The organism is Pseudomonas fluorescens (assembly GCF_002837185.1).
Taxonomy (GTDB): domain Bacteria; phylum Pseudomonadota; class Gammaproteobacteria; order Pseudomonadales; family Pseudomonadaceae; genus Aquipseudomonas; species Aquipseudomonas fluorescens_AM.
On record NZ_KZ477987.1, the window covers coordinates 127,262 to 153,951 of the forward strand.

The 26,690-nt window shown below is 62.2% G+C and carries 27 protein-coding genes; 12 read left to right on the forward strand and 15 right to left on the reverse strand.

Annotated features, from left to right (window positions below; all coding sequences use genetic code 11):
* Window positions 1-207: 207 nt before the first annotated feature.
* Window positions 208-1,077: a Tim44 domain-containing protein gene (locus CIB54_RS04235; RefSeq protein ID WP_065953305.1), complete on the forward strand. Its 870-nt coding sequence runs from the start codon at window positions 208-210 to the stop codon at window positions 1,075-1,077.
* Window positions 1,078-1,213: 136 nt separating this feature from the next.
* Window positions 1,214-1,621, forward strand: coding sequence for an SMI1/KNR4 family protein (locus CIB54_RS04240; protein ID WP_003195742.1), 408 nt, complete (start codon window positions 1,214-1,216; stop codon window positions 1,619-1,621).
* A gap of 102 nt (window positions 1,622-1,723) precedes the next feature.
* On the opposite strand, the gene CIB54_RS04245 is transcribed toward CIB54_RS04240, so the two are convergent.
* The gene (locus CIB54_RS04245) at window positions 1,724-3,493 is read right to left on the reverse strand and encodes a cation:proton antiporter (RefSeq protein ID WP_101218843.1); all 1,770 of its coding nucleotides are present in this window, start codon (window positions 3,491-3,493) and stop codon (window positions 1,724-1,726) included.
* A 274-nt stretch (window positions 3,494-3,767) separates the two neighbouring features.
* On the opposite strand from CIB54_RS04245, the gene CIB54_RS04250 reads away from it, so the two are divergent.
* Window positions 3,768-4,253: an acyl-CoA thioesterase gene (locus CIB54_RS04250; RefSeq protein WP_053258732.1), complete on the forward strand. Its 486-nt coding sequence runs from the start codon at window positions 3,768-3,770 to the stop codon at window positions 4,251-4,253.
* Window positions 4,254-4,378: 125 nt separating this feature from the next.
* Here the strand turns inward: CIB54_RS04250 and pdxY are convergent, their stop codons facing one another.
* Window positions 4,379-5,251: a pyridoxal kinase PdxY gene (gene pdxY / locus CIB54_RS04255; protein WP_065953306.1), complete on the reverse strand. Its 873-nt coding sequence runs from the start codon at window positions 5,249-5,251 to the stop codon at window positions 4,379-4,381.
* A 117-nt stretch (window positions 5,252-5,368) separates the two neighbouring features.
* Here pdxY and CIB54_RS04260 point away from each other — a divergent pair, with 117 nt between their 5' ends.
* A complete protein-coding gene (locus CIB54_RS04260) occupies window positions 5,369-5,764 on the forward strand; it encodes a DUF3301 domain-containing protein (protein WP_057726057.1) in 396 nt (131 codons plus the stop codon).
* On the opposite strand, the gene CIB54_RS04265 is transcribed toward CIB54_RS04260, so the two are convergent.
* From CIB54_RS04265 to zigA, 3 genes are read right to left on the reverse strand one after another with little or no spacing between them, the layout of a single operon-like run.
* A complete protein-coding gene (locus CIB54_RS04265) occupies window positions 5,758-6,720 on the reverse strand; it encodes a CobW family GTP-binding protein (RefSeq protein WP_101218728.1) in 963 nt (320 codons plus the stop codon). The genes CIB54_RS04260 and CIB54_RS04265 overlap by 7 nt on opposite strands.
* 44 nt (window positions 6,721-6,764) lie before the next feature.
* Complete coding sequence (locus CIB54_RS04270; protein WP_065953308.1) at window positions 6,765-7,409, reverse strand: DUF1826 domain-containing protein; 645 nt, start codon at window positions 7,407-7,409, stop codon at window positions 6,765-6,767.
* Window positions 7,409-8,617, reverse strand: a complete 1,209-nt coding sequence (gene zigA, locus CIB54_RS04275) for a zinc metallochaperone GTPase ZigA (protein WP_101218730.1) — start codon at window positions 8,615-8,617, stop codon at window positions 7,409-7,411. The genes CIB54_RS04270 and zigA overlap by 1 nt, the downstream gene beginning before the upstream one ends.
* Window positions 8,618-8,757: 140 nt before the next feature.
* Between zigA and CIB54_RS04280 the strand changes: the two genes are divergently transcribed.
* On the forward strand, window positions 8,758-9,126 hold the full coding sequence (locus CIB54_RS04280) for a glutamine synthetase (RefSeq protein ID WP_101218732.1): 369 nt from the start codon (window positions 8,758-8,760) through the stop codon (window positions 9,124-9,126).
* On the opposite strand, the gene CIB54_RS04285 is transcribed toward CIB54_RS04280, so the two are convergent.
* Window positions 9,123-10,334, reverse strand: a complete 1,212-nt coding sequence (locus CIB54_RS04285) for an N-acetylmuramoyl-L-alanine amidase (protein ID WP_101218734.1) — start codon at window positions 10,332-10,334, stop codon at window positions 9,123-9,125. The two genes, CIB54_RS04280 and CIB54_RS04285, sit on opposite strands and share 4 nt — an antisense overlap.
* Before the next feature lie 128 nt (window positions 10,335-10,462).
* Between CIB54_RS04285 and folE2 the strand changes: the two genes are divergently transcribed.
* Genes folE2 through CIB54_RS04310 form a run of 5 tightly spaced genes read left to right on the forward strand, consistent with a single transcriptional unit; the run spans window position 10,463 to window position 14,331 of the window.
* A complete protein-coding gene (gene folE2, locus CIB54_RS04290) occupies window positions 10,463-11,353 on the forward strand; it encodes a GTP cyclohydrolase FolE2 (protein ID WP_101218736.1) in 891 nt (296 codons plus the stop codon).
* The gene (locus CIB54_RS04295; RefSeq protein WP_101218738.1) at window positions 11,350-12,018 is read left to right on the forward strand and encodes a metal ABC transporter ATP-binding protein; all 669 of its coding nucleotides are present in this window, start codon (window positions 11,350-11,352) and stop codon (window positions 12,016-12,018) included. The genes folE2 and CIB54_RS04295 overlap by 4 nt, the downstream gene beginning before the upstream one ends.
* A complete protein-coding gene (locus tag CIB54_RS04300) occupies window positions 12,018-12,884 on the forward strand; it encodes a metal ABC transporter permease (protein ID WP_101218740.1) in 867 nt (288 codons plus the stop codon). The genes CIB54_RS04295 and CIB54_RS04300 overlap by 1 nt, the downstream gene beginning before the upstream one ends.
* Before the next feature lie 11 nt (window positions 12,885-12,895).
* The gene (locus CIB54_RS04305; protein ID WP_065953315.1) at window positions 12,896-13,774 is read left to right on the forward strand and encodes a metal ABC transporter substrate-binding protein; all 879 of its coding nucleotides are present in this window, start codon (window positions 12,896-12,898) and stop codon (window positions 13,772-13,774) included.
* Window positions 13,771-14,331 (forward strand): gamma carbonic anhydrase family protein, encoded by a 561-nt coding sequence (locus CIB54_RS04310; protein WP_065886671.1) that lies wholly within the window; start codon window positions 13,771-13,773, stop codon window positions 14,329-14,331. Before CIB54_RS04305 ends, CIB54_RS04310 begins: the two co-directional genes overlap by 4 nt.
* Window positions 14,332-14,405: 74 nt before the next feature.
* Here CIB54_RS04310 and CIB54_RS04315 read toward each other — a convergent pair whose 3' ends face one another.
* The gene (locus tag CIB54_RS04315) at window positions 14,406-14,927 is read right to left on the reverse strand and encodes a DUF3617 domain-containing protein (RefSeq protein WP_065886672.1); all 522 of its coding nucleotides are present in this window, start codon (window positions 14,925-14,927) and stop codon (window positions 14,406-14,408) included.
* A gap of 130 nt (window positions 14,928-15,057) precedes the next feature.
* On the opposite strand from CIB54_RS04315, the gene cls reads away from it, so the two are divergent.
* Entirely contained in the window at window positions 15,058-16,497 is a 1,440-nt protein-coding gene (cls, locus tag CIB54_RS04320; protein WP_101218845.1) for a cardiolipin synthase, read from the forward strand.
* A 109-nt stretch (window positions 16,498-16,606) separates the two neighbouring features.
* On the opposite strand, the gene cfaB is transcribed toward cls, so the two are convergent.
* From cfaB to hflK (CIB54_RS04360), 8 genes are all read right to left on the reverse strand, one after another.
* Window positions 16,607-17,791, reverse strand: a complete 1,185-nt coding sequence (gene cfaB / locus CIB54_RS04325) for a C17 cyclopropane fatty acid synthase CfaB (RefSeq protein ID WP_101218742.1) — start codon at window positions 17,789-17,791, stop codon at window positions 16,607-16,609.
* An 87-nt stretch (window positions 17,792-17,878) separates the two neighbouring features.
* Window positions 17,879-18,667, reverse strand: coding sequence for an HvfC/BufC N-terminal domain-containing protein (locus tag CIB54_RS04330; RefSeq protein WP_101218744.1), 789 nt, complete (start codon window positions 18,665-18,667; stop codon window positions 17,879-17,881).
* Window positions 18,658-19,503, reverse strand: coding sequence for an MNIO family bufferin maturase (locus CIB54_RS04335; protein ID WP_101218746.1), 846 nt, complete (start codon window positions 19,501-19,503; stop codon window positions 18,658-18,660). Before CIB54_RS04335 ends, CIB54_RS04330 begins: the two co-directional genes overlap by 10 nt.
* A 61-nt stretch (window positions 19,504-19,564) precedes the next feature.
* Entirely contained in the window at window positions 19,565-19,816 is a 252-nt protein-coding gene (locus CIB54_RS04340; protein WP_065953319.1) for a BufA2 family periplasmic bufferin-type metallophore, read from the reverse strand.
* A 116-nt stretch (window positions 19,817-19,932) separates the two neighbouring features.
* Window positions 19,933-21,819 (reverse strand): cation-translocating P-type ATPase, encoded by a 1,887-nt coding sequence (locus tag CIB54_RS04345; RefSeq protein WP_101218748.1) that lies wholly within the window; start codon window positions 21,817-21,819, stop codon window positions 19,933-19,935.
* Window positions 21,816-22,850, reverse strand: a complete 1,035-nt coding sequence (gene hflK / locus CIB54_RS04350) for a protease modulator HflK (RefSeq protein ID WP_065953321.1) — start codon at window positions 22,848-22,850, stop codon at window positions 21,816-21,818. Before hflK (CIB54_RS04350) ends, CIB54_RS04345 begins: the two co-directional genes overlap by 4 nt.
* A complete protein-coding gene (hflC, locus tag CIB54_RS04355) occupies window positions 22,847-23,836 on the reverse strand; it encodes a protease modulator HflC (protein ID WP_101218750.1) in 990 nt (329 codons plus the stop codon). Before hflC ends, hflK (CIB54_RS04350) begins: the two co-directional genes overlap by 4 nt.
* A gap of 12 nt (window positions 23,837-23,848) precedes the next feature.
* The gene (hflK, locus tag CIB54_RS04360) at window positions 23,849-25,753 is read right to left on the reverse strand and encodes a protease modulator HflK (RefSeq protein WP_101218847.1); all 1,905 of its coding nucleotides are present in this window, start codon (window positions 25,751-25,753) and stop codon (window positions 23,849-23,851) included.
* 310 nt (window positions 25,754-26,063) lie between these two features.
* Here hflK (CIB54_RS04360) and CIB54_RS04365 point away from each other — a divergent pair, with 310 nt between their 5' ends.
* Window positions 26,064-26,687 (forward strand): CDP-alcohol phosphatidyltransferase family protein, encoded by a 624-nt coding sequence (locus tag CIB54_RS04365; RefSeq protein ID WP_065953323.1) that lies wholly within the window; start codon window positions 26,064-26,066, stop codon window positions 26,685-26,687.
* The last annotated feature ends 3 nt before the right edge of the window (window positions 26,688-26,690 follow it).

Here is a 26,690-nt window from a genome sequence, read left to right on the forward strand (position 1 = left end):
GCAAGCTCGCTCCTACAGAGAACCGTTCAACATGAAGGTTTTTGGCCTACCCTTGTTTTTAGTAAGGGCGGGCCAATATCTGTAATAAGTCCTACAGACCATTCCGAATCAGTCCTACGCAAAAGCCCGAAACATTATGTCGCTAGCCACTGTCACGACACCTGTGCAACATGGCGCGCGTGCAATCCACAAATGGGAATTCCCTTTATGAAACGTTTTCTTAGCATCGCCATGGCGTTGTGCATCGGCTTGACAATGAGCCTCGACGCCAACGCCAAACGCTTCGGCGGCGGCAAGAGCATGGGCTCGGCGCCGACTCACCAGACCAGTCAGATGGCTCCATCCGCCGGTGCCGGCGGTGCTGCAGCGACTGCGGGCGCAGCCGGTGCCGCTGGTGCCGCGGCCAAGGCCGGCGGTGCTTCGCGCTGGTTGGGCCCATTGGCCGGCATCGCCGCCGGTGGCCTGCTCGCGTCCATGTTCATGGGCGGCGGCTTCCAGGGCATGCAGATCTTCGACATCCTGATCCTGGCGGTCATTGCCTTCGTGATCTTCCGCTTTATCGCCGCCCGTCGTCGCAAGCAGCAGGAGCACCTGGCTCCGGCCGGCGCGCCGATGCAGCGTGAAGTGTTCGAGCAAAAACCCGCCATGGGGTCGATCTTCGGCGGTTCGGCAGCCCCTGCTGCCGCCCGTCCGGTAATCAACGCGCCGGCGTGGTTCAACGAAGAGCGTTTCGTCGAAGCGGCCCGCAACCACTTCCAGTCCCTGCAGCAACACTGGGACGCCAACGAAATGGACAAGATCGCCGAGTTCGTGACCCCGCAACTGCTGGAGTTCCTCAAGCGCGAACGTGCTGACCTGGGTGACGGCTTCCAGTCGACCTATATCGACGACCTGCGCGTACAGCTGGAAGGTGTGGATGATCGCGCCGACAAGACCATCGCCACCCTGACCTTCAGCGGCGTGTCGAAGACCTCGCGTTTCGACCAGGGCGAAGTGTTCAGCGAAAGCTGGAACATGGAACGTCCGCAGGGCGAAAACCAGCCATGGCTGGTCGCCGGTATCCGCCAGAACGGCTGAAACCCGCACGCTTAAGCAAGTGGTAACAAAAACCCCGGACATGTTCCGGGGTTTTCTATTTCACGGTTGCACTTATAGCGAGCTACTGTATAAAACGCCCCTATAAAACGCGCCATCTAGCAAGAGGATCCCGGCCGTGGAAGAAATCATCGAACAACTGCGTGAAGCCAACGAACCGGTCCCGGTTCCTTTGGAGCTGCCTGACGAAGACCAACTGGTGGAAATCGAAGAACAACTGTTCATCGACATTCCCTTCGTGTTCCGCGAATTCCTGCTGACCGTCAGCGACGTGGTCTACGGCAGCCTCGAGCCGGTGACCGTCACCGACCCGCAGTCCCACACGTATCTGCCGGACGTTGCCGCCAACGCCTGGGACGCCGGTGTTGACCGCAGCCTGATCCCGATCTGCCAGGACGGCGACGACTACTACTGCGTCGAAGAAGACGGCACCGTGGTGCTGTGGTCCGCCGAGGAAGAACTGGTTCAGGAAGAAACCTGGGAATCGGTGTGGCACTGGGCGCGGGACGTCTGGCTGGAAAGCTGAGCCTCTTGTAGGAGTCGGGCTTGCTCGCGAAAAACCTGGGCGCGACACTGGGTGTCAGGTTTCCCGCGTTATCGTTGACGATCTTCGCGAGCAAGCTCGCTCCTACTGCGTATCCTTGTGGTTATCCTTGTGGTTATCCAGCGTCTCCAGCAAGGCCACCTGCATCCGCGTATGCACGCGGATGAACCAGCGCCAGAGCACGGCCGCCACCGCCGCCGTGACCACCGCAATCAGCACCAGCAACTTGTTGGTCGGCAGAATACTGGCCGACAAGGCTGCCAACAGCAGGAAGATCACCAACAGCGACAGAATGGGGATCAGTTCCGCGATCACCCGCCGCACACGCTGGGTATGCCGCCCGGCCATTTCCGGCTTCACACTCATCTCCGCCAGCAACATCGACAGCGCCTTGAGCTTGCGGTACGCCGCGATCAAAAACGGCAGCGACAACAGCAGTGCCCCACCCCAGATCAACGCCTTCTGCCAACTTTGATCGCTGATCCAGCCTTCCAGATACCCTCCGATGCGCGCCGCGAAAAAGCTGCCGGCGAAGAAGATCGCAATCACCAGCGCCAGGTTCACTCCCACTTGCAGCACGATCTTGCGGATCATCGACGCCAGCATGGCGCCTTCGCCTTGAGGCTGAATACTGCGCAGCCATTCGCCATACATTGCGAATACCCGGCTCATGCGCTGGGGCATCACGGCGGCAATTTTCAATGACAGCGGGTCGGCGCCGCGGATCAGGTAAGGGGTGAGCAACGTCGTTATCGCCGAAACCGCCACCGCCACCGGATACAGAAAGTCGCTGGTGACCTGCAGAGTCATCCCCAGCGCCGCGATGATGAAAGAGAATTCGCCAATCTGTGACAGGCCCATGCCCATCCGCAACGAGGTGCGACCATCATTGCCGGCGATAAACGCGCCCAGCCCGCAAGACAGCATCTTGCCCAGCACCACGGCCACGGTAATGACCGCAATCGGCCAGGCGTACTGCAGCAGAATTTGCGGGTCGATCATCAAGCCGATGGCGACAAAGAAAATCGCGCTGAACATGTCGCGAACCGGTTCGATCAGGCGCTCGATTTTAATCAGTTGGCGTGATTCGGCCATGATCGCGCCGATCAGGAAGGCCCCCAGCACCATGCTGTATTCGAGCTTGACCACCAGCAGGCAGAAGCCGAAACACAGGCCCAGTACCGTGATCAGCAGCATCTCGTTGCTTTCGAACCTGGCCACGTAGGCCAGCAGGCGCGGCACCAGCAAAATACCGATCACCAGCGCAACAATCATGAACAGCGACAGCTTGCCCACGGTGGAAAACACCTCGCCGGAGCTGACCGTGCCGCTGACGGCGATGCTCGACAGCAAGGCAATGATGCCGATCCCCAGGATGTCCTCGACGATCAGCACGCCGAATATCAGCTGGGCGAAACGCTGGTTCTTCATCTTCAGGTCATTGAGCGCCTTGACGATGATGGTGGTTGAGGAAATCGCCAGGATCGCGCCGAGAAACAACGAGTCCATGGTGTTCCAGTCGAACCATTGACCGATCTCGTAGCCGATCCAGATCATCAGGATGATTTCCAGGAACGCCGCGATAAACGCCGTGGCGCCCACCTTGAACAGCTTGCGCAGGCTGAACTCCAGGCCCAGGCAGAACATCAGGAAGATCACCCCGAGTTCGGCCAGGGTCTTGATCGTGTCTTCATCGTGAATCAGGCCGAACGGCGGCGTGTGGGGGCCGATGATGAAACCGGCGACGATGTAGCCCAGCACCACCGGCTGCTTGAGGCGATGAAACAGGATGGTGACCACCCCCGCCACCAGCATGATCACGGCCAAGTCCTGGATAAAGCTGATGGCGTGCATGGCGTGGGGCTCCTTGAAATTGCTGGCGGTTTCCACTTCCCGCGCGCGCAGCCGCTGAAAGAAAAGTCTGCCGTGACCGTAAGAAATGCCCATAGAGGCGCGTTTGAAGGTTAACACTGCGACTTCCGCCGGAAAGCCGGTGCAATATATGGAAACAGATCGGCGCGGGCGTGACGGCAAGCCGCCCACCGGCGTCCCGTTAGGGATGGCTGCAAAGCTCCCAGCACCCGCAGAGGTGCCCTACCCAACCAATGCCTAAACCCGTGAGTGTGCTATGGAACCCGGAAACGCCCAGCTGTCGATGACGGTATTGATGACCCCTGACATGGCCAATTTCTCAGGCAATGTCCACGGCGGCACGCTGCTCAAGTACCTCGACGAAGTGGCGTACGCGTGCGCCAGCCGTTATGCCGGCCGCTATGTGGTCACGCTGTCGGTGGACCAGGTGATTTTCCGCGAGCCGATCCATGTCGGCGAACTGGTGACCTTTCTCGCGTCGGTCAACTACACCGGCAACACCTCGATGGAAGTGGGCATCAAGGTAGTGACCGAGAACATTCGCGAGCGCTCGGTGCGTCATACCAACAGTTGCTTCTTCACCATGGTAGCGGTGGACGACCAGCGCAAACCGGCCGCCGTCCCCCCCTTGCAGCCGCAGAACAGCGAAGACAAGCGCCGCTTCGTGCAGGCCCAGCAGCGTCGGCAGATTCGCCAGGAACTGGAAAAGCGTTACCAGGAAATCAAGGCCGACGCGCCCTGAGTCCAGATCTGCGAACCCAATCAAATGTGGGAGGGGGCTTGCCCCCGATAGCGGTTTTTCAGCCAAACAGATGGCGGCTGATATATCGCAATCGGGGGCAAGCCCCCTCCCACATGGGTTTGTATTTACAGGCTGATCGGCGTCGCCTCAAAGCGTACGCGAGGATGGGCAATACGATCCTGCGCCCGCACCAGTTCCAGTTCATAACTGGCGCAGGCCTGGGTCTCCAGCAGCACCTCATGCACCGCCGCCGCTGTGAACTCGAAAGCCGCCACCAGGCTATCGCCCAACAGCACCCGCGCCAGGAACAGCCCCGACGTCAGGTCCCCCACACCCACCGGCTGGCGCGGAAATGCCAGGAGCGGCCTGCGCAAGTGCCAACTGCCCTCGGCCGTCACCAGCAGCATCTCGAAGCCGTCCGGCAGTTTGCCCGGGTAATCCAGATGCTTGACCAGCACCGCCTTCGGCCCGCGCGCCAGCAGGGCCTTGGCCATCGCCAGGCAATCGAACAGCGATTGCGGCTTGCGCCCGGCAAAGCTGTCCAGCTCCAGTTGGTTAGGGCACAGGAAATCCGCCATGGCCGCAGCCTCGTTCAGCAGGAAATCACTGACTTCCTGGGGCACGATGCAGCCCTTTTCCGGATGGCCCATCACCGGGTCGCACAGGTACATCGCCTTGGGATTGAGCGCTTTTATACGCGCCACGCCACTCAGAATGGCGCGCCCCTGATCCGCGCTGCCCAGATAGCCGGACAGCACCGCATCGCAGTTACCCAGCTCGCCGATCGCCGCGATACCTTCCACCAGTGCTGGAATTTGCTGCGGCGCCAGCACTTCGCCCGCCCAGTGGCCATACTGTGTGTGGTTGGAGAACTGCACCGTGTTGAGCGGCCATACGTTCACCCCGACCCGCTGCATGGGGAACACGGCGGCGCTGTTTCCGGCATGGCCAAAGACCACATGAGACTGGATCGCAAGCAGATGGGGTGTACGTTTCATGCAGGAGATTTCCATAAAGCCGTTGAAATTCTGGCCGCGCAGTATGCGACTAAACGCAGCCTGTACGACAGACCGGCGACACAGTTAAGCTGCGCTCACTTTGTTGGAGTTCATGGAATGCTGACCCTGGGAAACATGTTCGTGTTGATGCTGCTGGCGACCGGCGCCGCTTGGGTCTGGCACAACCATGGCCTGCGCGAGCGGGCGCTGGAGCGGGTCAAGCAGCACTGCGCCAAGCTCGACATCGAACTGCTCGACGGCGCGGTGGCGTTGAAACGCATCGGTTTCGTGAAGGATGCCAGTGGTCGGCGCCGCCTGGCGCGCGTCTACAATTTCGAGTTCACCGTGACGGGCGAGGCTCGCCACAGCGGCACCATCACCCAATTTGGCGCTCACAGCGCGCAGATCGAACTGGCGCCCTACCCGTTCGAAGCCAAGGAGCCGCTGCCCAGCGCCGAGGTCATCGAACTGAGCCAGTGGCGCCAGGATCACGCCACCAAGAACCGTCAGTAACGGCAGGCCATCACGGCGGCCTGCAATGCCGCCATGTCCTGGGGTGCGCTGAAGATCAGTTCGATACGCGAATCGCGGCGCCATTCGCTGGGCTGCCAGGCCAACCGGCTGTTATCCACAGCATTGGCGGATACCCACGCGTCACGGCTGTGGATAACCAGCTTGGCACGACGCCATTCCAGACCTGTCAGCCACTGCTTCAACCGCTGCGGATCGAATTGCTGGCTCGGGTGCCAGCGCCAGCCGATGCTCCAGCCGTTCTCCTCGGCCTGGCTCAGGCAGATCGGCAGCGCGGGGTCGCTCCAGACCGTCTCTATGTGCGCCAAGCCTTTGGGGGCCACAAAGTTATCCACAGCCCCGCCTGCCTGTGCCGTCAAACCAGGTAACTGCTCAATGGGCAACCGCGCCTGACGCGTCCAATAAACCGCGTGGCCGGATAATTGCTGCTCAATGGCCTGGCGCTGCAGCGCATCCAGCGTCTCATCCTTGTTCAACACCAGCAGGCCGGCACTGGCCAGCGCCTCCTGCTGCGCCGGCGGCAAAGGTCTGCCCGCTGCCAGGGCCTGAGCGTCCAGCACCAGTACGCAGGGCTGAACCGCCAGTACGTCCTGCCATGGCGCCTGGCTCAGTTGTTTGAGTAACTGCGCCGGATGGCCCAGGCCCGAAGGCTCGATAAACAGCCGATCCGGCTTGGCCTTGCGCAACAACCGACCCAGGCCTACCTGGAACGGCGCACCATTCACACAACACAGGCAGCCACCCGCGACCTCGCCCAGGGCAATGCCATCCTCCTCTTGGGTGAGCAAGGCAGCGTCCAGGCCGATCTGCCCGAACTCGTTGATCAACACCGCCCAACGCTCGTTGGCCGGGCGCTGGGCAAGCAGGTGTTTGATCAGGCTGGTCTTGCCGGCGCCCAAGGGCCCGGCAATCACGTGGGTGGGAATATTCTGCAGCATGGAAGGCATCATTCAGGCCATGTAGAGCGCTTGATCCTACGCGTTTATGCGAGCCAATCCAGCGTGAGAATCAAGCGACGCTCATTGGCCTTCAGGGCGGGCGAGCGGTGAATCAGGCCATGGTGTTCATTGCCGTGCCATTTGGTGCCCTTGAGCAGCGCCACTTCACCGCAGTGGATGTGCTCGATGCGCTCGCTGGGTTCTGCGTCAGGCTGGCTCAACCGGCGGCGGTCCATGACGCCTTCGCGCAGCCACTGGCTGCCAACGCCGGCGTAGGTGGTGATCAGCCGCACAGGCACGTGGTCGACATGAAAACGCGGGCACATGGCCTTGTCCAGCAGGCGCAAACGCACGCCGATGCGCCTGGCGCCAAGCAGGCAGGCGAAGGCGCTGACCAGCCAGGAGACATCGGCGATAAAGCCATCATAACCTTCAAGATCACGGCAACCGGACGCCAGGCCCTGCAAATTCGGCGCGGTATCGTCGTCGCTCAACTCGATGACCAACGCTTCGGCCAGCGGCTCATCGAGCGCCACCAGCAACGCACCGAATTCGGCAATATGCAGCGGTAGTTGGCGCTGCCACAGCGCCAGGTTCACGCCATCTTCCAGGATGTCGGAGAGCGCCAGCGGGGTTTCCCCGCTGGTCTGGCGAATCACGGGGCGCAGGGGAATAACCGGGGCCAGCATCAGGCGGCTGCCTCCTCATACCAGGGGCCAAAGGGATCGACCCACTGACGCCAGCCTTCGACGCCCAGGGCCATTTCTTCGTCAGTGAGCAGGCACTGGTCGAGCTCGGCACGCATCTGCGCGAAATCGATGTTCTGCCCGATAAACACCAGTTCCTGACGGCAATCGCCGGTGCTCGGCTGCCAGTTGCCCATGATTGCGGCAACACTTTCTTCGTCCTGCGGCCATTGGCTTTTCGGCACGAAGCGCCACCAGCGGCCAGCAAAACCATGGCGCATCAAACCACCGGCCTGGGACCAACTGCCGGCGTCCTGGTGTTTGCTGGCCAGCCAGAAGAAGCCTTTGGAACGCAACAGCTTGCCGTTCACCCAGGGGCGGTCGATGAAGTCAAAAAATCGCTGCGGGTGGAAGGGGCGGCGCGCACGGTAAGCGGTGGAGGCAATGCCATACTCTTGGGTTTCCGGCACGTGTTCGCCGCGCAACTCCTGCAACCAGCCCGGGGCCTGGGCGGCCCGTTCGAAATCAAAGCGACCGGTGTTGAGGATTTTGTGCAGCGCCACCTCCCCCATCACCATCGGGATGATGTGCGCCTGGGCATTGAGCCGTTCGAGGATCGCCATCAGCTCTTGGCGCTCGTGACTGCCGATCAAGTCGATCTTGCTGATCAGTATCACGTCGGCGAACTCGATCTGTTCGATCAACAGGTCGGTGATCGAGCGCTCATCCTCTTCCCCCAGGGTTTCCCCGCGTGAGGCCAGGCTTTCTGCGGCTTGATAGTCGAGCAGGAAATTCATGCCGTCGACGACGGTGACCATGGTGTCCAGGCGTGCGATATCCGCCAGGCTTTGCCCGTCTTCATCGCGAAAGGTGAAGGTTTCAGCCACAGGCATCGGTTCGGAGATACCGGTGGATTCGATCAGCAGGTAATCGAACCGACCTTCCCTGGCGAGCTTGCCGACTTCTTCGAGCAAATCTTCACGCAAGGTGCAGCAGATGCAGCCATTGCTCATCTCAACCAGCTTTTCTTCGGCACGATTGAGAGTGACGTCGCGCTGGACCTCGCTGCCGTCGATGTTGATTTCGCTCATGTCGTTGACGATCACCGCCACGCGCAGGTGTTCGCGGTTGCGCAGTACGTGATTGAGCAGCGTGCTTTTACCGGCGCCGAGAAAGCCGGACAACACGGTAACAGGTAGACGATTGGGCATCAGGTCGCTCTCATCAGGCTGCCCGGTCAAGCCAGGCTTTGTTTTATGTTATAGTATAACAATACAAACAAGCCAACCTTCCTTGCTCTGCGTGACGAAGGGCGAGAAGCTTGATCACCTCCCAACCCCAGAGAAACCCGATGAAACGCCTTTGGTACATCCCGCTACTGGCAGCGGCGGGACCTGCCTGTGCCCAATCTCCAAGCCTGTCGGCCCACTGCACGCGCAGCGCCAACCTGCTGGCCTGCGTAGACCCGCTGGGCAATGCCTACAGCGTGGCGACCGTGGGCAGCACCACGTATTTGCGCGGTGTCGAAGTGATCGGTAAACGCTACTGGGCACAAACCAACAGCCGCTATGGGCAGCTGACGTTCTTTACCGGGTTGGCATCGGACGGTGAGGCGTGGGTCGGCTACACGCGGCGCGTGGGCTGGACCACGCTTAACCGCTTCTCCAGTTCCGGTGGAGCCAGCGCCACATTCACCTGCAGCCGAATCACCGGCTGTTAAACCTGGCCTTTCTTCTGCTCCTGCACCCACGCCATGTAGCTGTTCATCGGCGGGTTTTTCTCGAAGTATTTTTTCAGACCGTCGAACAGGCCATCGGCAACCGCCTGTTGATGGCGCGCCGTCACCAGCCGCTGGGCGTCCTGGGTGTTGGAGATAAAGCCGGTCTCGACCAGGATCGACGGCACGTCCGGTGATTTGAGTACCGCAAAGCCGGCCTGCTCCACGCGCTTCTGGTGCAGGCTGGTGATGTTTTGCAGGCTACCCAGCACCGAGCTACCCAGTTGCAGGCTGGAGGCGATGGTCGCGTTCATCGACATGTCGAGAATCACCCCCGCCAGCATCGGGTCCTTGTCCTTGAGGTTGAGTAACGTCGTGGCGCCCAGCAGGTCAGCACCGTTTTCGCGTTGCGCCATGAAGCGTGCGGTCGCCGAGGTGGCGCCGCCTTCAGACAGCGCATACACCGAGGCGCCCGAGGCGGTAAGCCGAGGTGCGGCGTCGGCATGCACGGAGATGAACATATCGGCTTTGTGCTGACGGGCGATGTCCACGCGCTTGCGCAAAGGCACGAAGAAGTCATCGTTGCGCACCAGCTTCACGTCGAACCCCTTCTCGCGCTTCAAGCGTCTGGCCAGCAACTGAGCGATCGACAGCACCACATCTTTCTCACGCTGGCCTTTGGAGCCGATGGCCCCGGGATCCTTGCCGCCGTGACCCGGATCGACCACCACGATGATGTCGCGCCGGGGATGTGTTTTATCCACCGGCGCGATCAAGGGCGCAGGCTCGGCGGCGATTTGACGAGGCGCCAGTGTGGCGCGGGTCAGGTCGAGCACCAGGCGATGGCCCTGGCCCTCCTGGGGTGGCAACAGGAAACTGTTGAGCTGCATCGGCGCAGCCAGGTCCAGCACGATACGGGTGTCGTTCTGGCCGAAATGCCCGGAGCGGATCGAGGTAATTCCGCTGTTCTTCAGCGCCAACTGGGAGAAGTCACCGCTGAGCCCCGCGCCGCTCAGGTCGATGATCAAGCGCTCAGGGGCGGTCAGTGAAAATGTCTTGTATTGCACCGGGCCGCTGAGGTCGAAGACCAGCCGCAGCTTATCGGCGGAACGCCACAGGCGCGCATTGCGGATCTGCGTGGCGTAAGCCCCCAGCGGCAAGGCGAACAGGGGGCTGAGCAGCAGCAGGTTGAGGAGCTGACGTCTGTGCATGACCGATACCGCGAATAAGGGAGCGTCCCTGCTCGACGTGACTGAAGAAAGGCTGGAGCAGAAAATTCATCGTGAACTTCATTGTTATACTATAACATGTCAAATTATTACCAACGATGGACCTGCTTATGAATGCGCTGACTCTGCCGGATATCGCCGCGCAGGCTTCACGCCAAGCCTTGCCCCTCGACTGGGTGGGCATGTGCGGCGTTGCCTTGCCTGTCCTGTTCGATGGCCAACGCCTGGCCGCCACTGCCGATGCGGGTGTGAGCCTGGACGATGGCTCGGCCCGTGGCATTCATATGTCACGCTTGTACCTGGCGCTGGAGATGTTCGACCAACAGCCGCTTACGCCTGCACTTCTGCGTAATGTACTGCAGCGTTTTCTCGACACACATGAAGATTTATCTAATAACGCCTACCTGCGTATTCACACCGAGTTGCTGTTAAAACGCCCTGCCCTGGTCAGCCCTTTGGATGGTTGGAAGCGCTACCCGGTCAGCCTCGAGGCGCGTCTGGAAAACCAGATGTTCCACGTGGAACTAAAAATTGACGTGACTTACTCCTCAACCTGCCCATGCTCCGCCGCCCTCGCCAGGCAGTTGATTCAGCAGCAATTTCTGAATGATTTTGCCAACGCGCCATTGCAGCACGCAGACGTGTTGACCTGGCTCGGCAGCGCCAACGGCGTCGTCGCCACACCCCACAGCCAGCGCAGCAGCGCGCAGTTGCACGTGCACCTGCAAGGCAACCAGTTGCCAATCGTTGACTTGATCGACAGGGCCGAAGCAGCCCTCGGCACCGCCGTGCAAACCGCGGTAAAACGTGCCGATGAGCAAGCCTTCGCCCTGGCCAATGGGCAGAACCTGATGTTCTGCGAGGACGCCGCTCGCCGCCTTAACCTCGCCTTGAAACGCTCGGATGCGGTCAAAGCCTTCCACCTCAAAGTGGTCCACGCCGAAAGCCTGCACGCGCACGATGCCGTGGCTGAAAGCCGCTGGACGAGACCTTCCACATGATCACCTGCAATGCGTTGCGCTGGGGCGCTCCGGGCCAACCGCTCACCCCCGCCGTGGATTTCACCCTGGAAAAAGGCAGCCTCACCGGCGTCATCGGCCCCAATGGCTGTGGCAAAAGCAGCCTGCTCAAGGTTATCGCCGGCTTGCAGAAGCCGCTGGCAGGAAAGGTCAGCGTCGATGTTCCACGGCGCGGCGGCCTGGCCTTTCTGCCCCAGCAGCAACACTTGGACCGACAGTTCCCCATCAGCCTGCAAGAACTGGTCGCCGCCGGACTGTGGGGCACTCGGCTCACGCCACCGCAACGCAGCGAGCGCCTGCAGGCCTTGCTGGAAGACTGGTGCCTCAGCGGCCTGGAGCAACGCCCGTTGATGGCCCTGTCCGGCGGGCAACTGCAACGCGCACTGCTCGCCCGGATGAGCCTGACCGACTCGCCGGTGTTGCTGCTCGACGAACCCCACGCCGCCCTCGATGAGGAAGGCCAGGCGCTGTGCTGGAAACACATCCACGCCTGGCATGACGAGGGCCGCACGCTGATGGTGGTCTGTCATGACCTGGCGTCGGTGCGCCATCACACTCAGAACGTGCTGCACATCAAAAGCACAGGCTGCACGCTGGGCCCGAGTAAAGAGCTGATTCGCCCACAACCGCAATTGCAGGTGGCCTGATGCAGTTTGCCGCCCACTTGTGGATGCCCTTTGTCGATTTCGTGTTCATGCGCCGCGCGCTGATCGGGGGGCTGGTGCTGGCCTGCAGCACGGCGCCGCTGGGGGTGTTCCTGATCCTGCGGCGCATGAGCCTGATCGGTGATGCGGTGGCCCATGGCATTCTGCCCGGCGCCGCCCTGGGCTTCTGGTTCGCCGGGCTGAGCCTGCCCGCGCTGACCATCGGCGGCCTCGGCGCAGGGCTGAGCATGGCGGGGTTATCCGCATGGATCACACGCCGCACCGGCCTGCGTGAAGACGCCAGCCTCGCTGCCATCTACCCCATCTCCCTCGCCGCCGGGGTGTTGATCCTTGGCATCGCCGGCAAGCGCCTGGACCTGTTGCACCTGCTGTTCGGCTCCGCGTTGGCCGTGGATGAAACCACCCTCACCGGCATGCTGTGGGTGACCGGCTTCAGCCTGATTGCCATGGCGCTGATCTATAAACCGCTGCTGCTCGACACACTCGACCCGCTGTTCCTGCAAACCGTCAGCCGCCTCGGCCCGCTCGCCCACGGGCTGTTCCTGACCCTGGTAGTGCTGAACCTGGTAATCGGTTTCCAGGCCATCGGCGCCTTGATGGTGGTGGGTTTGATGATGCTGCCGGCCATCGCCTCACGCTTCTGGAGCCGGCGCCTGCCGGTGCTGATCGCGGTATCGGCAGTGCTGGGATGCCTGTCGGTATGGCTGGGTCTGCTGTTGTCGTTCTATTACTCACTGCCCAGCGGCCCGGCCATCGTGCTGGTGGCGGGCGGCGGGTATTTGCTGTCCGTGGTCTTCGGTCCGGTGCACGGCTTACTGCGCCGCCCGCCCTTGCTGTCATCCCAATGAGGTGTTTTCCAATGCGCGCTTTACTCGTGCTGTTCAGTCTGCTGTTGCCGCTCTCGATGGCCCAGGCCGCCGACAAACTCCAGGTGGTCACCAGTTTCAGTATCCTGGATGACATCACCCATCAGATTGGTGGCGATCACATCCAGATCAGCAACATGGTCGGCCCGGACGCCGACGCCCACACCTACGAACCCTCGCCGGACGATGCCAAGGCGCTGCTCAAGGCCACGCTCATCATCAAGAACGGCCTGGGCTTCGAGCCATGGTTGGACCGCCTGGTGACCAGCACCGAAACCAGGGCCACGGTGGTCACCGCCAGCAAGGGCGTGATCTCCCACACCATGGACGAGGACGGCGAGACCATCCCCGACCCGCACGCCTGGCACAACCTGGCCAATGCCGAGATCTACGTCAACAACATCACCAAGGCGCTGGTTGCCGCCGACCCTGCCAACAAGGCGGACTACCTGCGCAACAGCCAGGCCTACCTGAAAGACATCCACCGCCTGCTGGCCGAAGCCAAGGCCAGGTTCGGCGCACTGCCTGCCGGTAACCGCCGTATCGTGACCTCCCATGACGCCTTTGGTTACCTGGGCCAGGCCTATGGCATCCAGTTCCTCGCGCCCCAAGGCCTGTCCACCGAGCGCGAACCGTCGGCCGCCGAAGTGGCCGCGTTGATCACCCAGATCCGCAAGGACAAGGTCAAGGCCGTGTTCATCGAAAACATCAAGGACTCACGCCTGCTCAAGCAAATCGCCGACGAAAGCGGCGCGCAGATCGGCGGCACGCTGTACTCCGATGCTCTGGCCGCAGAAGGTCCGGCCAGTACCTTTACCGGGCTGTTCGAGTACAACCTCAACACCTTGTGCGCCGCGCTGGGCAAACCATGATTCGCAAGAACCCTTCCGGCGATCTGCCGGTGATAGCCGAATCGGCCTACGTCGACAAAACCGCGATCATCTGCGGCAAGGTCATCATCGGCGAAAACGTGTTTGTCGGTCCCTACGCCGTGATCCGCGCCGACGAAGTCGACGCCAGCGGCGCCATGGACCCGATCACCATCGGTGCCAATTCCAATATCCAGGACGGTGTAGTGATCCACTCCAAGTCCGGTGCCGCCGTGACCATCGGCGAGTTCACCTCGATTGCACACCGCTCCATCGTCCACGGCCCCTGCACCGTCGGCGACCGCGTGTTCATCGGGTTCAACAGCGTACTGTTCAACTGCGCCGTGGGCGACGGCTGCGTGGTGCGGCACAACTCGGTGGTGGACGGGCGCGACCTGCCCGCGGCCTTCTACGTACCCTCCACCACCCGCATCGGGCCCACTACCGACTTGTCGCAATTCCCGCCAGTGAGCGTCAGCGCTTCGGAGTTTTCTGAAGACGTGGCGCGCACCAATGTCGACCTGGTGCGCGGTTACAAAGCCCTGCAAAACGAGTTCTGACGCATGAGCGGCCTGATGATCCTAAATGGACGGCGGGTCAATGAAGGCCAGACCCTGCCCCTGCATTTTCAGGGTCAAGCGCGAGGTTTGACGGTGCCGCAATCGTTACCCAGCCACTGGGCGTGAGTGTCCAGGCTGCCCTTTTGCTGGATGCCGGTGGCATTGAAGGTACCGTTGACGGTGGTGGTGAATTCTTTCTGGCTCTGGAACGTCGCCACGCCCGTGCCTTGCGCTTTAGGGCAACTGAAGCGGAATTTCCACTGGTTGCCGGTCTTGTCGGTCACTTGCTGTTTGCAGCCCGATTGAGGGTCGGTCAGGGGGATGGAATCGGAAGCGACCTGGGCCGGCGTCAGGCACACCTGCACGCCTTTACCGGCCATGGTAATACCTTGTTTTTCCAGCATGGCGCGTTGTTCGGGGGTCATCTGTTGCTTGAGCTGACCGAGGATCAGCGACAGGTCCGGCAGGTCCTGGTTATCGACTTTCATATTGCTGGTGGTCAATTCCCACAAGCCCGGCGCCAACATCTGCGCCTGCGCCGCCACCGGCAGCGACAAACCAACAACCATGGACAAACACAGCAGACGAGCATTCATCGGGTAACTCCTGGGCAATGGTGGGCGTTAGACGCCGCAAAGGCGCCAGTGTTGCACGGCAAATAAAATAGCGACATTCACTGTCGAACATGGTCTGTTACGCACTGGACTGCCCGGAGTGATGTCGTTCATGGATTTTTTTGGCCCGCACCTGCTCGCCTACTTCATTGCCACGCTGCATTTTTTCGGGAGCCTCGCCGCCATCCATGCCGTACTGACCGTCAGGACCGCCCAAGGCTCGATCGCCTGGGCGCTGTCGCTGATGTTCATGCCCTATCTCACGCTGATTCCCTACCTGATTTTCGGGCGCAGCACGTTCGATGCCTACATCCAGGCACGTCGCCAGGCCAACCAGGAAATGCACAGGGCAATCGCCGAACTGAACTGGCGCCCCTGGGTAGAAGAAGCGCTGGCCGCACGCAACTCCAGCGCTTATGCCTCCTTGCGCGCCATGCCCAAATTGGGCCGCATGCCCTGCCTGGCCAATAACCAAGTGCAGTTGCTGGTTAATGGTGACGCCACCTTCAGCGCAATCTTCGAAGCCATCGGCAACGCGAAAACCGCCGTACTGTTCCAGTTCTTCATCATTCATGACGATGACCTCGGCCGCCAACTGCACCGGTTACTCACGGCAAAAGCGGCCGAAGGCGTGGACATCTATGTGCTCTACGACCGCATCGGCAGCCATGCCCTGCCCCATCGCTACGTGCAATCGCTGCGTGACGCCGGGGTGAAGGTCAAGGCCTTCGCCACCCGCAGCGGCTGGCTGAACCGCTTCCAGGTCAACTTTCGCAACCACCGTAAAATCGTGGTGGTGGACGGCATTACCGGGTTTGTCGGCGGGCACAATGTGGGCGATGAATACCTGGGCAAAAAGCTGCCGTTGTCACCGTGGCGCGACACCCACGTGCAGGTCACCGGCCCGGTGGTGGCGTGCTTGCAGGAGTCGTTCGCCGAGGACTGGTTCTGGGCCGCGCGGGCATTGCCGCCCCTGATCCTGCCGGACGCTTATCCGGAAGACGGCGTGCTCTGCCAATTGCTCGCCAGCGGGCCGGCGGACCCGTATGAAACCTGCTCGCTGTTTTTCGTCGAGGCCATTCACGCCGCAACCCAACGCGTGTGGATCACCAGCCCGTATTTCATCCCCGACGAGGCCGTGTTCGCTGCCCTGCGCCTGGCCGTCCTGCGCGGCGTGGACGTGCGCGTGCTGCTGCCCTCGCGACCCGACCACCGCATCGTGTACGCCGCCTCCAGCCTCTATGCCATCGAAGCGGTACGCGCTGGCGTGCGGGTGTTTCGCTACACCCCGGGGTTCCTGCATCAAAAGGTGGTATTGGTGGACAGCGAAATCAGCGCCATCGGCAGCGCGAACATGGACAACCGTTCGTTCCGGCTGAATTTCGAAGTGATGTTATTGACGGTCGACGAAGCCTTCGCCAAAGAGGTGGAGCGGATGCTGTTGGACGACTTCGCCCTGGCCCATGAAGTCAGCCAGGAAGAAAGCCGCGAAACCCGACGCCTGCAACAGCTGGGCATGCGCGTGGCGCGCTTGATTTCACCCATCCTTTAAAATGTGGGAGGGGGCTTGCCCCCGATTACGGTGTGTCAGCCACAAGTTGGGTTACTGATACACCGCTATCGGGGGCAAGCCCCCTCCCACAGTTTGATCTTCAGTGTTCTTAGCGGTAGATATCTTCCCGCGTCCACGGCAGTTCATGGCTGCCATCGGCATGGGGTTTCACCGCCAGGATCTGGTGCAGGTTGATCCAGCCCCGCGCAAACGCATAAGCGCAACCGGCCAGGTACAGGCGCCAGATACGCAAAGCGTGCTCCGGCACGCTCTTCGCCGCCGCTTCGAGGTTGTCCTCCAGGCGCTCGCTCCAATGGTCCAGCGTGCGGGCGTAGTGCAGGCGCAGACTTTCGACATCCACCACTTCCAGCCCGACTTCGCTGATGTCGGCCGTCATCATCGCCAGGTGCGGCAGCTCACCATTGGGGAAGACATAGCGCTCGATAAACTCCCCGGCGCCACGGCCCACGGGACGACCGTCGGTATGCTTGGCGGTAATACCATGGTTCATCACCAGGCCGCCTTCGCGCACGGCGCCGTGCAGAATCCGGCAGTATTGCGCCAGGTTGGCGTGGCCGACATGTTCAAACATGCCCACGCTCACCACCTTGTCGAAACGGCCATCCTGCGGCAGGTCGCGATAGTCGAGCAACTGCAGGTCGACCTGCTCTTCAAGGCCTTCGGCTCTGACCCGCTCCCTGGCCAGGGCCAGTTGTTCCTTGCTCAAGGTAATCCCGAACACGTTGACCCCGAATTCCCGCGCCGCAAACCGCGCAAGCCCGCCCCATCCGCATCCCACATCGAGCAGGTATTCACCCGGCTGCAAGCGCAATTTGCGGCACAGGTGGCGAAATTTGTCTTGCTGAGCCTGGTCGATGGACTCGCTGCCGGTTTCAAAATAACCGCAGGAATACGCCATGTCCTGGTCCAGCCATAACTGGTAGAACTCGTTGGACAGGTCGTAATGATAGGAAATGGCCGCCGCGTCGGTTGCCTTGTCGTGGATCGAGCGCACCGGACGAGGTCCGTCGTCGTCTTCGATCAAGGCGTGACTCAATTCGTCACATACCCTGATCACCTCGGCAATGGAGCCCTCAAGGTCCAGCTTGCCCTCGACGAAGGCTTCGCCCAGTGAATCGAGCGTGGGATGGGTCAGCTGTGTGACAACCGTAGGGTCCTTCACCACAATGGTCACACTGGGCTCCGGGCCCAGGTTGAATTCATGGCCGTCCCAGAGTCGCAGACGCAGCGGTAGCTGAAGATTCTGTAAGGCCGGTGGAAGTTGCGCGAGCATGAGTAGTCCCCCCCTTGTTTCAGACGTCTGGAGTGAGGGTAGACCATGCCAAATAAAGTAGGAAGCTATCGATTAAATAACTGCCTGCTATGAAGCCCGACGTTCGAGCAACCCTTCCTGGATCCACTGTTTCAACCACGTGGCCGCTTGCAGTGGCGCACCCTCTCCATAAGTGACTGCCAACTCGATGCACAGTTCTGAAAAGTTCCAGCCGGTGGTCGCCATGCCTGCCAGGGCACGGGCCTCATCCGGTTCCAGGCTGCGGTACTGACACAGGTTGCGGTGACGCCACACCAGGCACACCTGGGCCACGTCCAGCGCCTGGCTGCCGGGAAAGTCCGATTCATCCTTGTTGGCCCGCCAGATCGCCACCGTATTGAAACGGCACAGCACGTGTTGCACTGTAGGCGCCAGCGATACGCGCAGTTGCGGCCAGTGCTCAGGAGCCAGGTGCGCCATGTGATCGAGGTTCAGCGGCTCGCCCGCAGGCGCGTCGAATGCCAGGGTGAACGCCCATTCCAACTGCGCCAGTTCAGCCAGGGGGATACTGTGTTCGGCCACCAGATGCTCAAGAATAAACACTGCAAAGCGCTCACCCAGCCAACGCAGGCTGTAATGGTCCGACGGGTAGCGCCGAACATACGCCTGGCTCAATGCGGCAAACTCTTCATCACCCAGCCAGTAGCGGATGGCGGCGAAGTCGTGGCGTAACACGTCCTGTAAGCGCGACAGGTAAGCGTTTTGATAAATCGCCAGGCCCGTGTCTACATCCAGCGTCGGGCCGCCAAGCAGGGTGGAAAAAAATCCACTGGCGGCGGTGGACGTTTCAGACAACAGATGCGCCTCGAAGGCCAGCTGCCAATCGATCAGGCGCATAGCGCCCCCCTGGCCAAAGCGGTGGCCCCCAGTTCCCGGGCCTTGCTCAATTCAGCCAGCAACGCCTCGAATGGCGGAAAATGATCGTCGCGTTCCAGCAGCGTCGACACCGGCCCCAGATGTTCCAGGGTGCGCTGATAGAGCGCCCACACCGGGTCGCACACCGGATGATCATGGGTATCGACCACGTAGTCGCCGTAATCCACATGCCCCGCCAGATGCAGCTGGCGAATGCTCTCAGGCGGCAGGTTGCGAATGAATTCCCAGGCATCGAACCCGTGGTTGCGCGAGCTGACGTACACATTGTTCACGTCGAGCAGCAGTTGGCATCCCGTCAGGTGTGTCAACGCATTGAGAAATTGCCACTCGGTGAATTCATCCGCCTTGGAGCGTAGGTAACTGGAGACGTTTTCCAGCACCAACGGGCGTTGCAACACGTCTTGCACCTGACGCACGCGACTGGCCACGTGGTACAGGCTTTCCTCGGTGTAAGGCAGGGGCAGCAAGTCATGCAACTGGTGTGCGCTGCCGCGGCTCCAGCACAGGTGATCGGAAATCCACGCCGGCTGGATGCGCGCGGCAAGCTGCTGGATGTGCTTGAGGTAATCGGTATCGATGGCATGGGGACCGCCGATCGACAGGGAAACACCGTGCATCACCAGGGGATAGCGTTCGGCTATCGCGTCCAGGTAGTACAAGGCCTTGCCGCCCTGCACCAGATAGTTCTCGGAGATCACTTCGAACCAATCCACCGCAGGGGATTGGGCAAGGATCTGTTCATAGTATTCGTTGCGTAAACCCAGGCCGTAGCCCAGGAAAGGGAAAGAACTGGCCATCATGCGCTCCTGGACAGTGTCCGCAGCGGCGCAATTGCCGCTGCGGCAGCACTCGCGTCGGTTACTCGCCGACTTTGCCGCCAGCCTTGGCGCACTCAGCCTTGGTCATGGATTTGAAACCATGGCCCTTGCACACCGCCTGGCCCTTGCAGGCGTTTTCGGCGGTCTTGCAATCGTTCATGCCTTTGCAGGCGTTGACACCGTAGCAATGAACCGGAGCGTCGGCGGCCTGTACCTGGGTGGCGACGCCGGCAAACAGGGAAGCGGCAGCGATAGCCAGGGCAGCACCGGAAACGGCTTTCTTGATGTTCATTGTGTAGTCCTCATAGATCGATAGTGGGGTCGGTCTGAACGGGTTGCCCAGTCTCGACACACCACTAGAGTGAGGCGCCCTTTTAGCGTTACAGCGTGTACAAAAGTTTCTGAAAGTTATTCGTCAAGCTTCAACAGCGGCTCGTGAAAGCGCAGCAAGCGCCCGGCGTTACCGAGTACCAGCAAGGTGCTGAGGTTGTGCAACACCGCGGCAATCATGGCCCCGGCGGCGCCCAGCCAGCCGAAGGCGGCGAACACCACGATGGCCAGCGTCCAGCCCAGGCCAATGATCACGTTGACCTGCAAGGTGTGCCGACACTGCCGGCTCAAGCGCACGCACGTGCCCAGGCGGCGCAGGTCGCTGCCGATCAGCACCACGTCGGCCGAGGCCAGCGCGATATCGGCACCGCCCGCGCCCATCGCCACGCCGACCACGCCGGCTTTCAGCGCGAGAGAGTCGTTGATCCCATCCCCCACCACCATCGGCCGGAAACCGCTGCCGATCTCCCCCAGCACACGGTTGAGTTTGTCTTCCGGTAATGCCTGGGCCTGGACCTCACCGATGCCCACACTCACGGCCAGGCTGTCGGCCACGCTCTGGCGGTCGCCGGTGAGCAGCAGTTGGCGACCCAGCCCCAGGTCGCGCAGCTCTTGCAGGGCCTGGCGCGCCTCCGGTTTGACGCTATCGGCCAGCAGCAGCCAGGCCAGGAATTGCCCGTTCAGGGCCAGCCCGGCAATCGGGCCGTCGTGCTCAGGCACCGAGGTGGTGACGATATTCAGTTGCTCGAACAGTTCGGGACGGCCCAACGCCGCTTCGCCCTGTTCCGTGTGCGCAACCACGCCGAGCCCCTGGCGCTCGCGTATATCGCTCAGCGCCAGCAGTTGTTCCTGCGTCGCCAACCCCGCCAGCGCACGGCTGACCGGATGGCTGCTGGCCGAACCGAGGCTGGCCGCCAGGTTGAGCAGTGCCTGGCGATCGGTCGAAGCGGTCTGGATGGACTGCAGACGCAAGGTACCGAAGGTCAGGGTGCCGGTCTTGTCGACGACCAGCGAGGTGAGGTCCGCCAGTTCTTCCAGAAACGCCGAACTGCGAATCAGGATGCCATGGCGTGCGGCGACCGCGATCCCGGCAATCGCGGTGGCCGGCGCTGACAAAACCAATGCACACGGACACGCCGCCACCAGCACGGCAAGCATCGCCTGAGCATCGTGGGTGACAAACCAGGTGACCGCCGCCAGCAACAGCACCAGCACCATATAGCTGCCGGCATAGCGCTCCAGCAACCGCGTGATCGGCGGCTTGGCACGCTCGGCGTTCTGCATCAGCGCAATGACCTTGCCCAGCGTCGACTCATTACCCGTGCGCGTCACTTCAAGGCGCAGCAGGCCGTCCAGGTTGATCGCCCCGCCAAACACCTGTACGCCCACACTGGCCTCCAGGGGCACCGACTCACCGGTAATCGGCGCGGTGTCCAGGCTGGCCTGGCCCGACAGCACCACGCCGTCGGCCGGCACGCGGTCGCCGGCGCGCACTTCGACTACATCACCGGTGTTCAGCGTGGCGTTATCCACTTCCACAATGCTGCCGTCAGCCTGCACCCGACGCGCATGGCTGCGGGTGAGCCTACCCAGCGCATGGATCGCTTCCTGGGAACCGATCACGCTGCGCTCTTCGAGTACATGCCCGAAAATCATGATGATCGGCAGCAGGGCAGCGGTCAGCAGATCGCCCGTGGCCCAGGCGCCCATCATCGCCAGCGCGATCAATTGGTCGGTGATGCCATGCAGGCTCGGGTAGCGCAGGCTGTACCAGGCCGAACGCATGACCGGCACGGCCACCAGCAGCGAGGCAACACCGAGCAGCAGCTGGCTGACCCCGCTCTGGTCCGCCGCCAGCCAGCGCCATACCAGGCCCAGCAGGAGTAAACCCAGGGCCAGCATGGCCAGGGTCAATTGCCGGGCGGCGCTGCGCTGTTCGGCGGTGGTCAGCATGGGTGCGCTCATTGCTCGGCTCCCTGGATGATCAAACGGGCGTCGTCTTTGGGATCGACCGTGGTCACCGAGCCGGCCTGGCCGAGAATCTTCGGCAGGCGCTCACGGTACAGGCGCAGCAACAAGCCCGGGTCTTTTACTTGCGCCAGGCTGGCGACGGTGGCGGTCTGCGCCTGGGCACTGGCCAGACGCTCACTGGCCTGGGCATGGGCGACCTGCACTTGGCGGTCAGCCTCCTGGTTGGCGGTTTGGGTGAGCTTTTGCGCATCGGTCCGCGCGTTGGCCACCGCTTTGTCGGCTTGCTGGCTGGCGGTGAGGACCGCGTTGAACGCGTTCACGGCCGGGCCCGGCAGGCTCGATTGCACATCGACCCGTGTCACTTCGATACCCAACCCCAAGCCGCTGGCGGTCAACTGCGCCAGGCGCTGATTGATGCCCTGTACCAGGTCACCGCGCAGCCGTTCGCGGCGCTCGGCGGCGCCGTTGTCAGTGCCGATCAATTCAGGGCGCGCCACTAAAATAGTGTCCAGGTCCCGCGCCGCCGCCAGGGCAACGGCGCTGCGCGTTACCAGGCGGTCCAGCGCGGGCAGCACATGCTCGCCCTGCATTACAAAGGCATAGGGTTCGGTGACCTTGTAGAAGGCTCGCACATCCAGTTGTACGATCCCGGCATCACCGGTCAGCAGATAGCCGGAGCCGGCCAGCGTATCGCTCAAGGGTGTGGCGAAACTGGCCACGCGGTCCGCCTGCACCGCCGCCTCCGAACGCAACAGGTTCTCCACCCGACGCTCGATCACCCGGTCCGCCGCCGGCAGCAACACCACCTGCTCGAACGGTGGCGGCCATGCCAGCAGCAGCCCGGCGTTCTGAATGCGGTCGAGGGCGCCGAAGTGCAGCACCATGGCGCGGTTCTGCGGGTCGATCTGGCGCACATTGGAAAACGCCCAGGCCAACGCCGCCAATACGGTGACTGCGTACAGCGCCAGGAACGTCAGGCGCCCGGCCTGGATCCAGGGGCTGTCCGGGCTGTCACGCTCACTCATGGCTGAACATCCTTCGGTCCATCCACCAGCGCACGGAACGGGGCGGCATCGGTACGCAGAATGATCCTGGTACTTGGCGTCACCACCGTACCCAGGGTATCCAGCGAGCGCAGCAGGTTGTACAACTGCGGATTAGCCGCGTAGGCACGCCCGTAGATCTGCGCCGCCTCGACCCTCGATTGCGCTTCGATATCAGCGGCCTTGACCGTGGCCTCGGCTTGCACGATCCGCGCATCACGCTCGGCTGCCGAGCGGATCTGCGCCGCCTCGCGCTTGCCCACGGCGGCGCGCTCGGTGGCGATGGTTTCACGTTCGGCGCGCATGCGGTCGACCGTGGCGGTGAGGGTCACCGAGGGCAAGGTCAGCCGTTCGATGCCGACCTGGGCCACGCGTACGCCATAGGTGGCGAGCAATTGTTGATCGATCTGCCGGCGCAGTTGGGCTTCGAACTCGGCGATGCGCACTTGGCTGGCGTCGGTGTTGATCAGGCTGGACAGGTCAAAACTGGCCGCCGTGGTCTCCAGCGCCGAGCCGACGAAGGTACGGATCTGGCGCGCTGCTTCGTCCGGCTGATTCTGCACCGCACGCATGAAGCGCTGCACGTTGTCGGTATCGCCCTGCACCTGCCACGCCACGTAGGCTTGCACGATGATGCGCAGGCCATCGCGGGTGCCCACATCCTGCAACCCGCTGGAGGTGGTGCGCAGGCGCAGGTCCACCGGAATCGCCGCTTCAAACGGCGCCGGCCAGCGCCAGCCCAGGCCCGGCTCCAGCAGCACCCGCACCGGGTTGCCGAACCGGGTAATCACCGTGGCCTCGCCGGAACGCACCTGCACCAGGCTCGCCGCCGCGATGGCGAACAGCACCAGCACTGCCGCCCAGGCCATGCGCCGCCAGGGAAAAGGCCCGGCCGCCTGTTCATCGCCGTGATGGTGATGGTGGTGATGGCCGTGATGATGACCGTGATCGTGAGAATGAGCGCTCAACAGACAGACTCCTTATTGAACGGCTTTACGCGGCATCGAGGGGTCGGCCGGCAAAGTAAAAGAACGCAGATCGATCGTCGGCGCACTGTCGGCGCCCAGGCGATGATCCAGAATAAGCAGTTTGGCGTGGGCCAGGCCCTGGCTGAGCTGGCCCAGATACTGCTCCAGCACGAAGGCTCGGCCCGCCGCGGCATAGGCTTGTTGTTCGGCAACAAAGCGCAGGTTCGCCGCCTGGGCACCGGCATTCACTTCGCCGGCGGTGGCCTGGGCCTGGTCGCGGGCCGTGCTGGCCTGCAGCAACGCCTGGTTGGTCTGCTCGCTGGCGGCGCCTCGCTCGCGCGCGATCAATGCCTGCGCGCCTATCTGCGCGGCTTGCACGCCGTGGTAGGCGTTGGCGGCGCCGGCCGGTGGGTGAATCGCCTCAACGACCGTGGCGAGGATTTCCACACCGCTGTCGAGTGTGTTCAGGTCGGCTTGTACGGTGCGACCGATCTCGTCGGCGAGGCTGGTGCGTTGTTCGCCGAGCAATTCATCGAGGGTGCGCGAGGCGAACTCATGCACCAGGATACGGCTGGCGGTGCTGCGAATCAGGGTCGGGACATCGGCGCTGTTATAGGTGGCGGCCAACGCGGCCTGGTCGGTCAAGCCGATGCGATAGACGAACCGCACGTCCATATTGACGATCTGGAAGCTCTGCTTGTCGCCGCTGCTGCTGGCGATGACCTGGGATTTATCATTCACATGGCTGGCGTCCCACAAGCGGTTGGCAATCAGCGGCGCCGGACCTTCGGCGCTGGCCAACTCGGGGGCGGCCGTTTCGCTGACGCTGGTCGCCAGCTCATGCACCACGCCGTTCTCCACGTTCAACACACGACCCAGCGGCCAGGGCAACCCGACGTGCAGGCCCGGGCCGAATACCTCTACCGGTTTGCCGAAACGCTCATAGATTCCACGGCCCTGCAAAGGCACTTCATGCACGCCCGTCAGCGCCCAGCCGATCGCCAGCACCACCAGCAGCACCGGCAGGAACGCGCGACGCATGTAGGTAAACGCCCAAATCTGGCGCAGGTCGATGCCGAAGCGGTTATGCAGTTCATGCTGCAAGGCCAGCAAGGGTTGCGGCGGCCAGCGCAGCAAGCCCGCGACAAAGCTCTGCGCTATCAGGCGCGGTTCGAGACGCGGCTGGCGTGGGCTGAACAGCGACAGCACGCCGCGCAACAGAAACTCCAGCGCCACCAGCGCGGGCAGCAGGCCGATCAGCACGGCCAGGCGCAACGGCCACACCGACTCGGCACCGGCGAACAGCAGGCAAATCGAGCTGACCAACAGGCAACCGATCGCCACGCGGCACAGCTGCGCCAGGGGGGAGGCTTCAGGCCACTGCGCAGGCGTTTGCTGGGCCAGGCGCCGCTCGAACACCAGCAAACCGAACGCCAGCGCCAACCCCAGCGCCGCGCCGATGCTCGCGGATTGACCGACAGCCGCGGCGGGTAGCGTCAGGTTCCAGAATTCGATGATGCTGATCAGCGCCAATAATGACCAACCGCACAACCACAACACCGGCGCGCCAATCTGCTTGCCCAAGCGCTCCACCAGACGAGCGTAGCGGCCCGTCTCTGTGACCTGCGCATCGGCCGGCGGCTCTTCCAGCGCCTGGGCACGCCAATCGGCCACCCACCACGCCGACTGCAACGCGGCAACCAGCACCCACAGGGCCGATGAGCAATTGATCAGCACCACCGGCCAGATCGATACCGGTGCAAACAAAACGACAAATAGCGCCAATACCCAACCGGTGACGGCCAGGGCAGTCAAGCTGATGCCGGCTTGCCTCAATCGACGGGCATGGAACAACCCCTGCTGAAAACGCGGCAAGCCTTCAACCGAAGCGCCAGCAGCCTCTAGATCCACTTGCATCCACTCAACGCCCGCTTGTACATAATTCGTTACGATATAACACAGAGCGTGAAATTTTTGTTCGCTTTTGGCCACGCCGCCGATCCTTGTGGGAGGGGGCTTGCCCCCGATGGCCATGGGTCTGTTAAAACAGGTGTTGGCTGACACACCGCTATCGGGGGCAAGCCCCCTCCCACATTTGAATCTGCGCGTTCTCCAGACCGTGACTAAACCCCCATAAACACGCGACATCACTGGTGCACGCGACAATTAATCGGCACACTCCAGAACAGTTTTTCGCGGGTCCACGGACAAGGAAGCATCGCCCCTCATGATCTCCATCTATCAGCTCAAACCGCGCTTTCAGAACCTGCTGCGCCCCCTCGTGCAACGCCTCTATGACAACGGCACCACCGCCAACCAGATCACCGTGCTGGCCGGCGTCATTTCCGTGCTGGTGGGCCTGCTGATCGCCGGCTTCGCCCAGCACCTCTGGCTGTTTGCGCTGATCCCGCTGTGGATGATTGTGCGCATGGCCCTCAACGCCATCGACGGCATGCTCGCGCGGGAATTCGGCCAGCAATCACGTCTGGGCGCCTACCTCAATGAATTGTGCGATGTGATCGCCGACAGCGCCTTGATTCTGCCGTTTGCGCTGATCCCCGGCGTAAGCCTGGCGCCCGTGCTGCTGGTGACGTTGCTCGCGGTGTTCAGCGAATACGCCGGCGTGTTGGGGCCGATGGTGGGCGCCTCGCGTCGCTATGACGGGCCGATGGGCAAGAGTGACCGGGCGTTCGTACTCGGCGTGCTGGCCACGGGCGTGGCACTGGGCTGGCTCGGCGCCGGGTGGGTCGACACGCTGATGTGGCTGGTCGCCGCGCTGCTGGCCTACACCCTGGTCAACCGGGTGCGCCACGGCCTCAAGGAACAATCAGCAACCTCACCGATTGCATAAGGA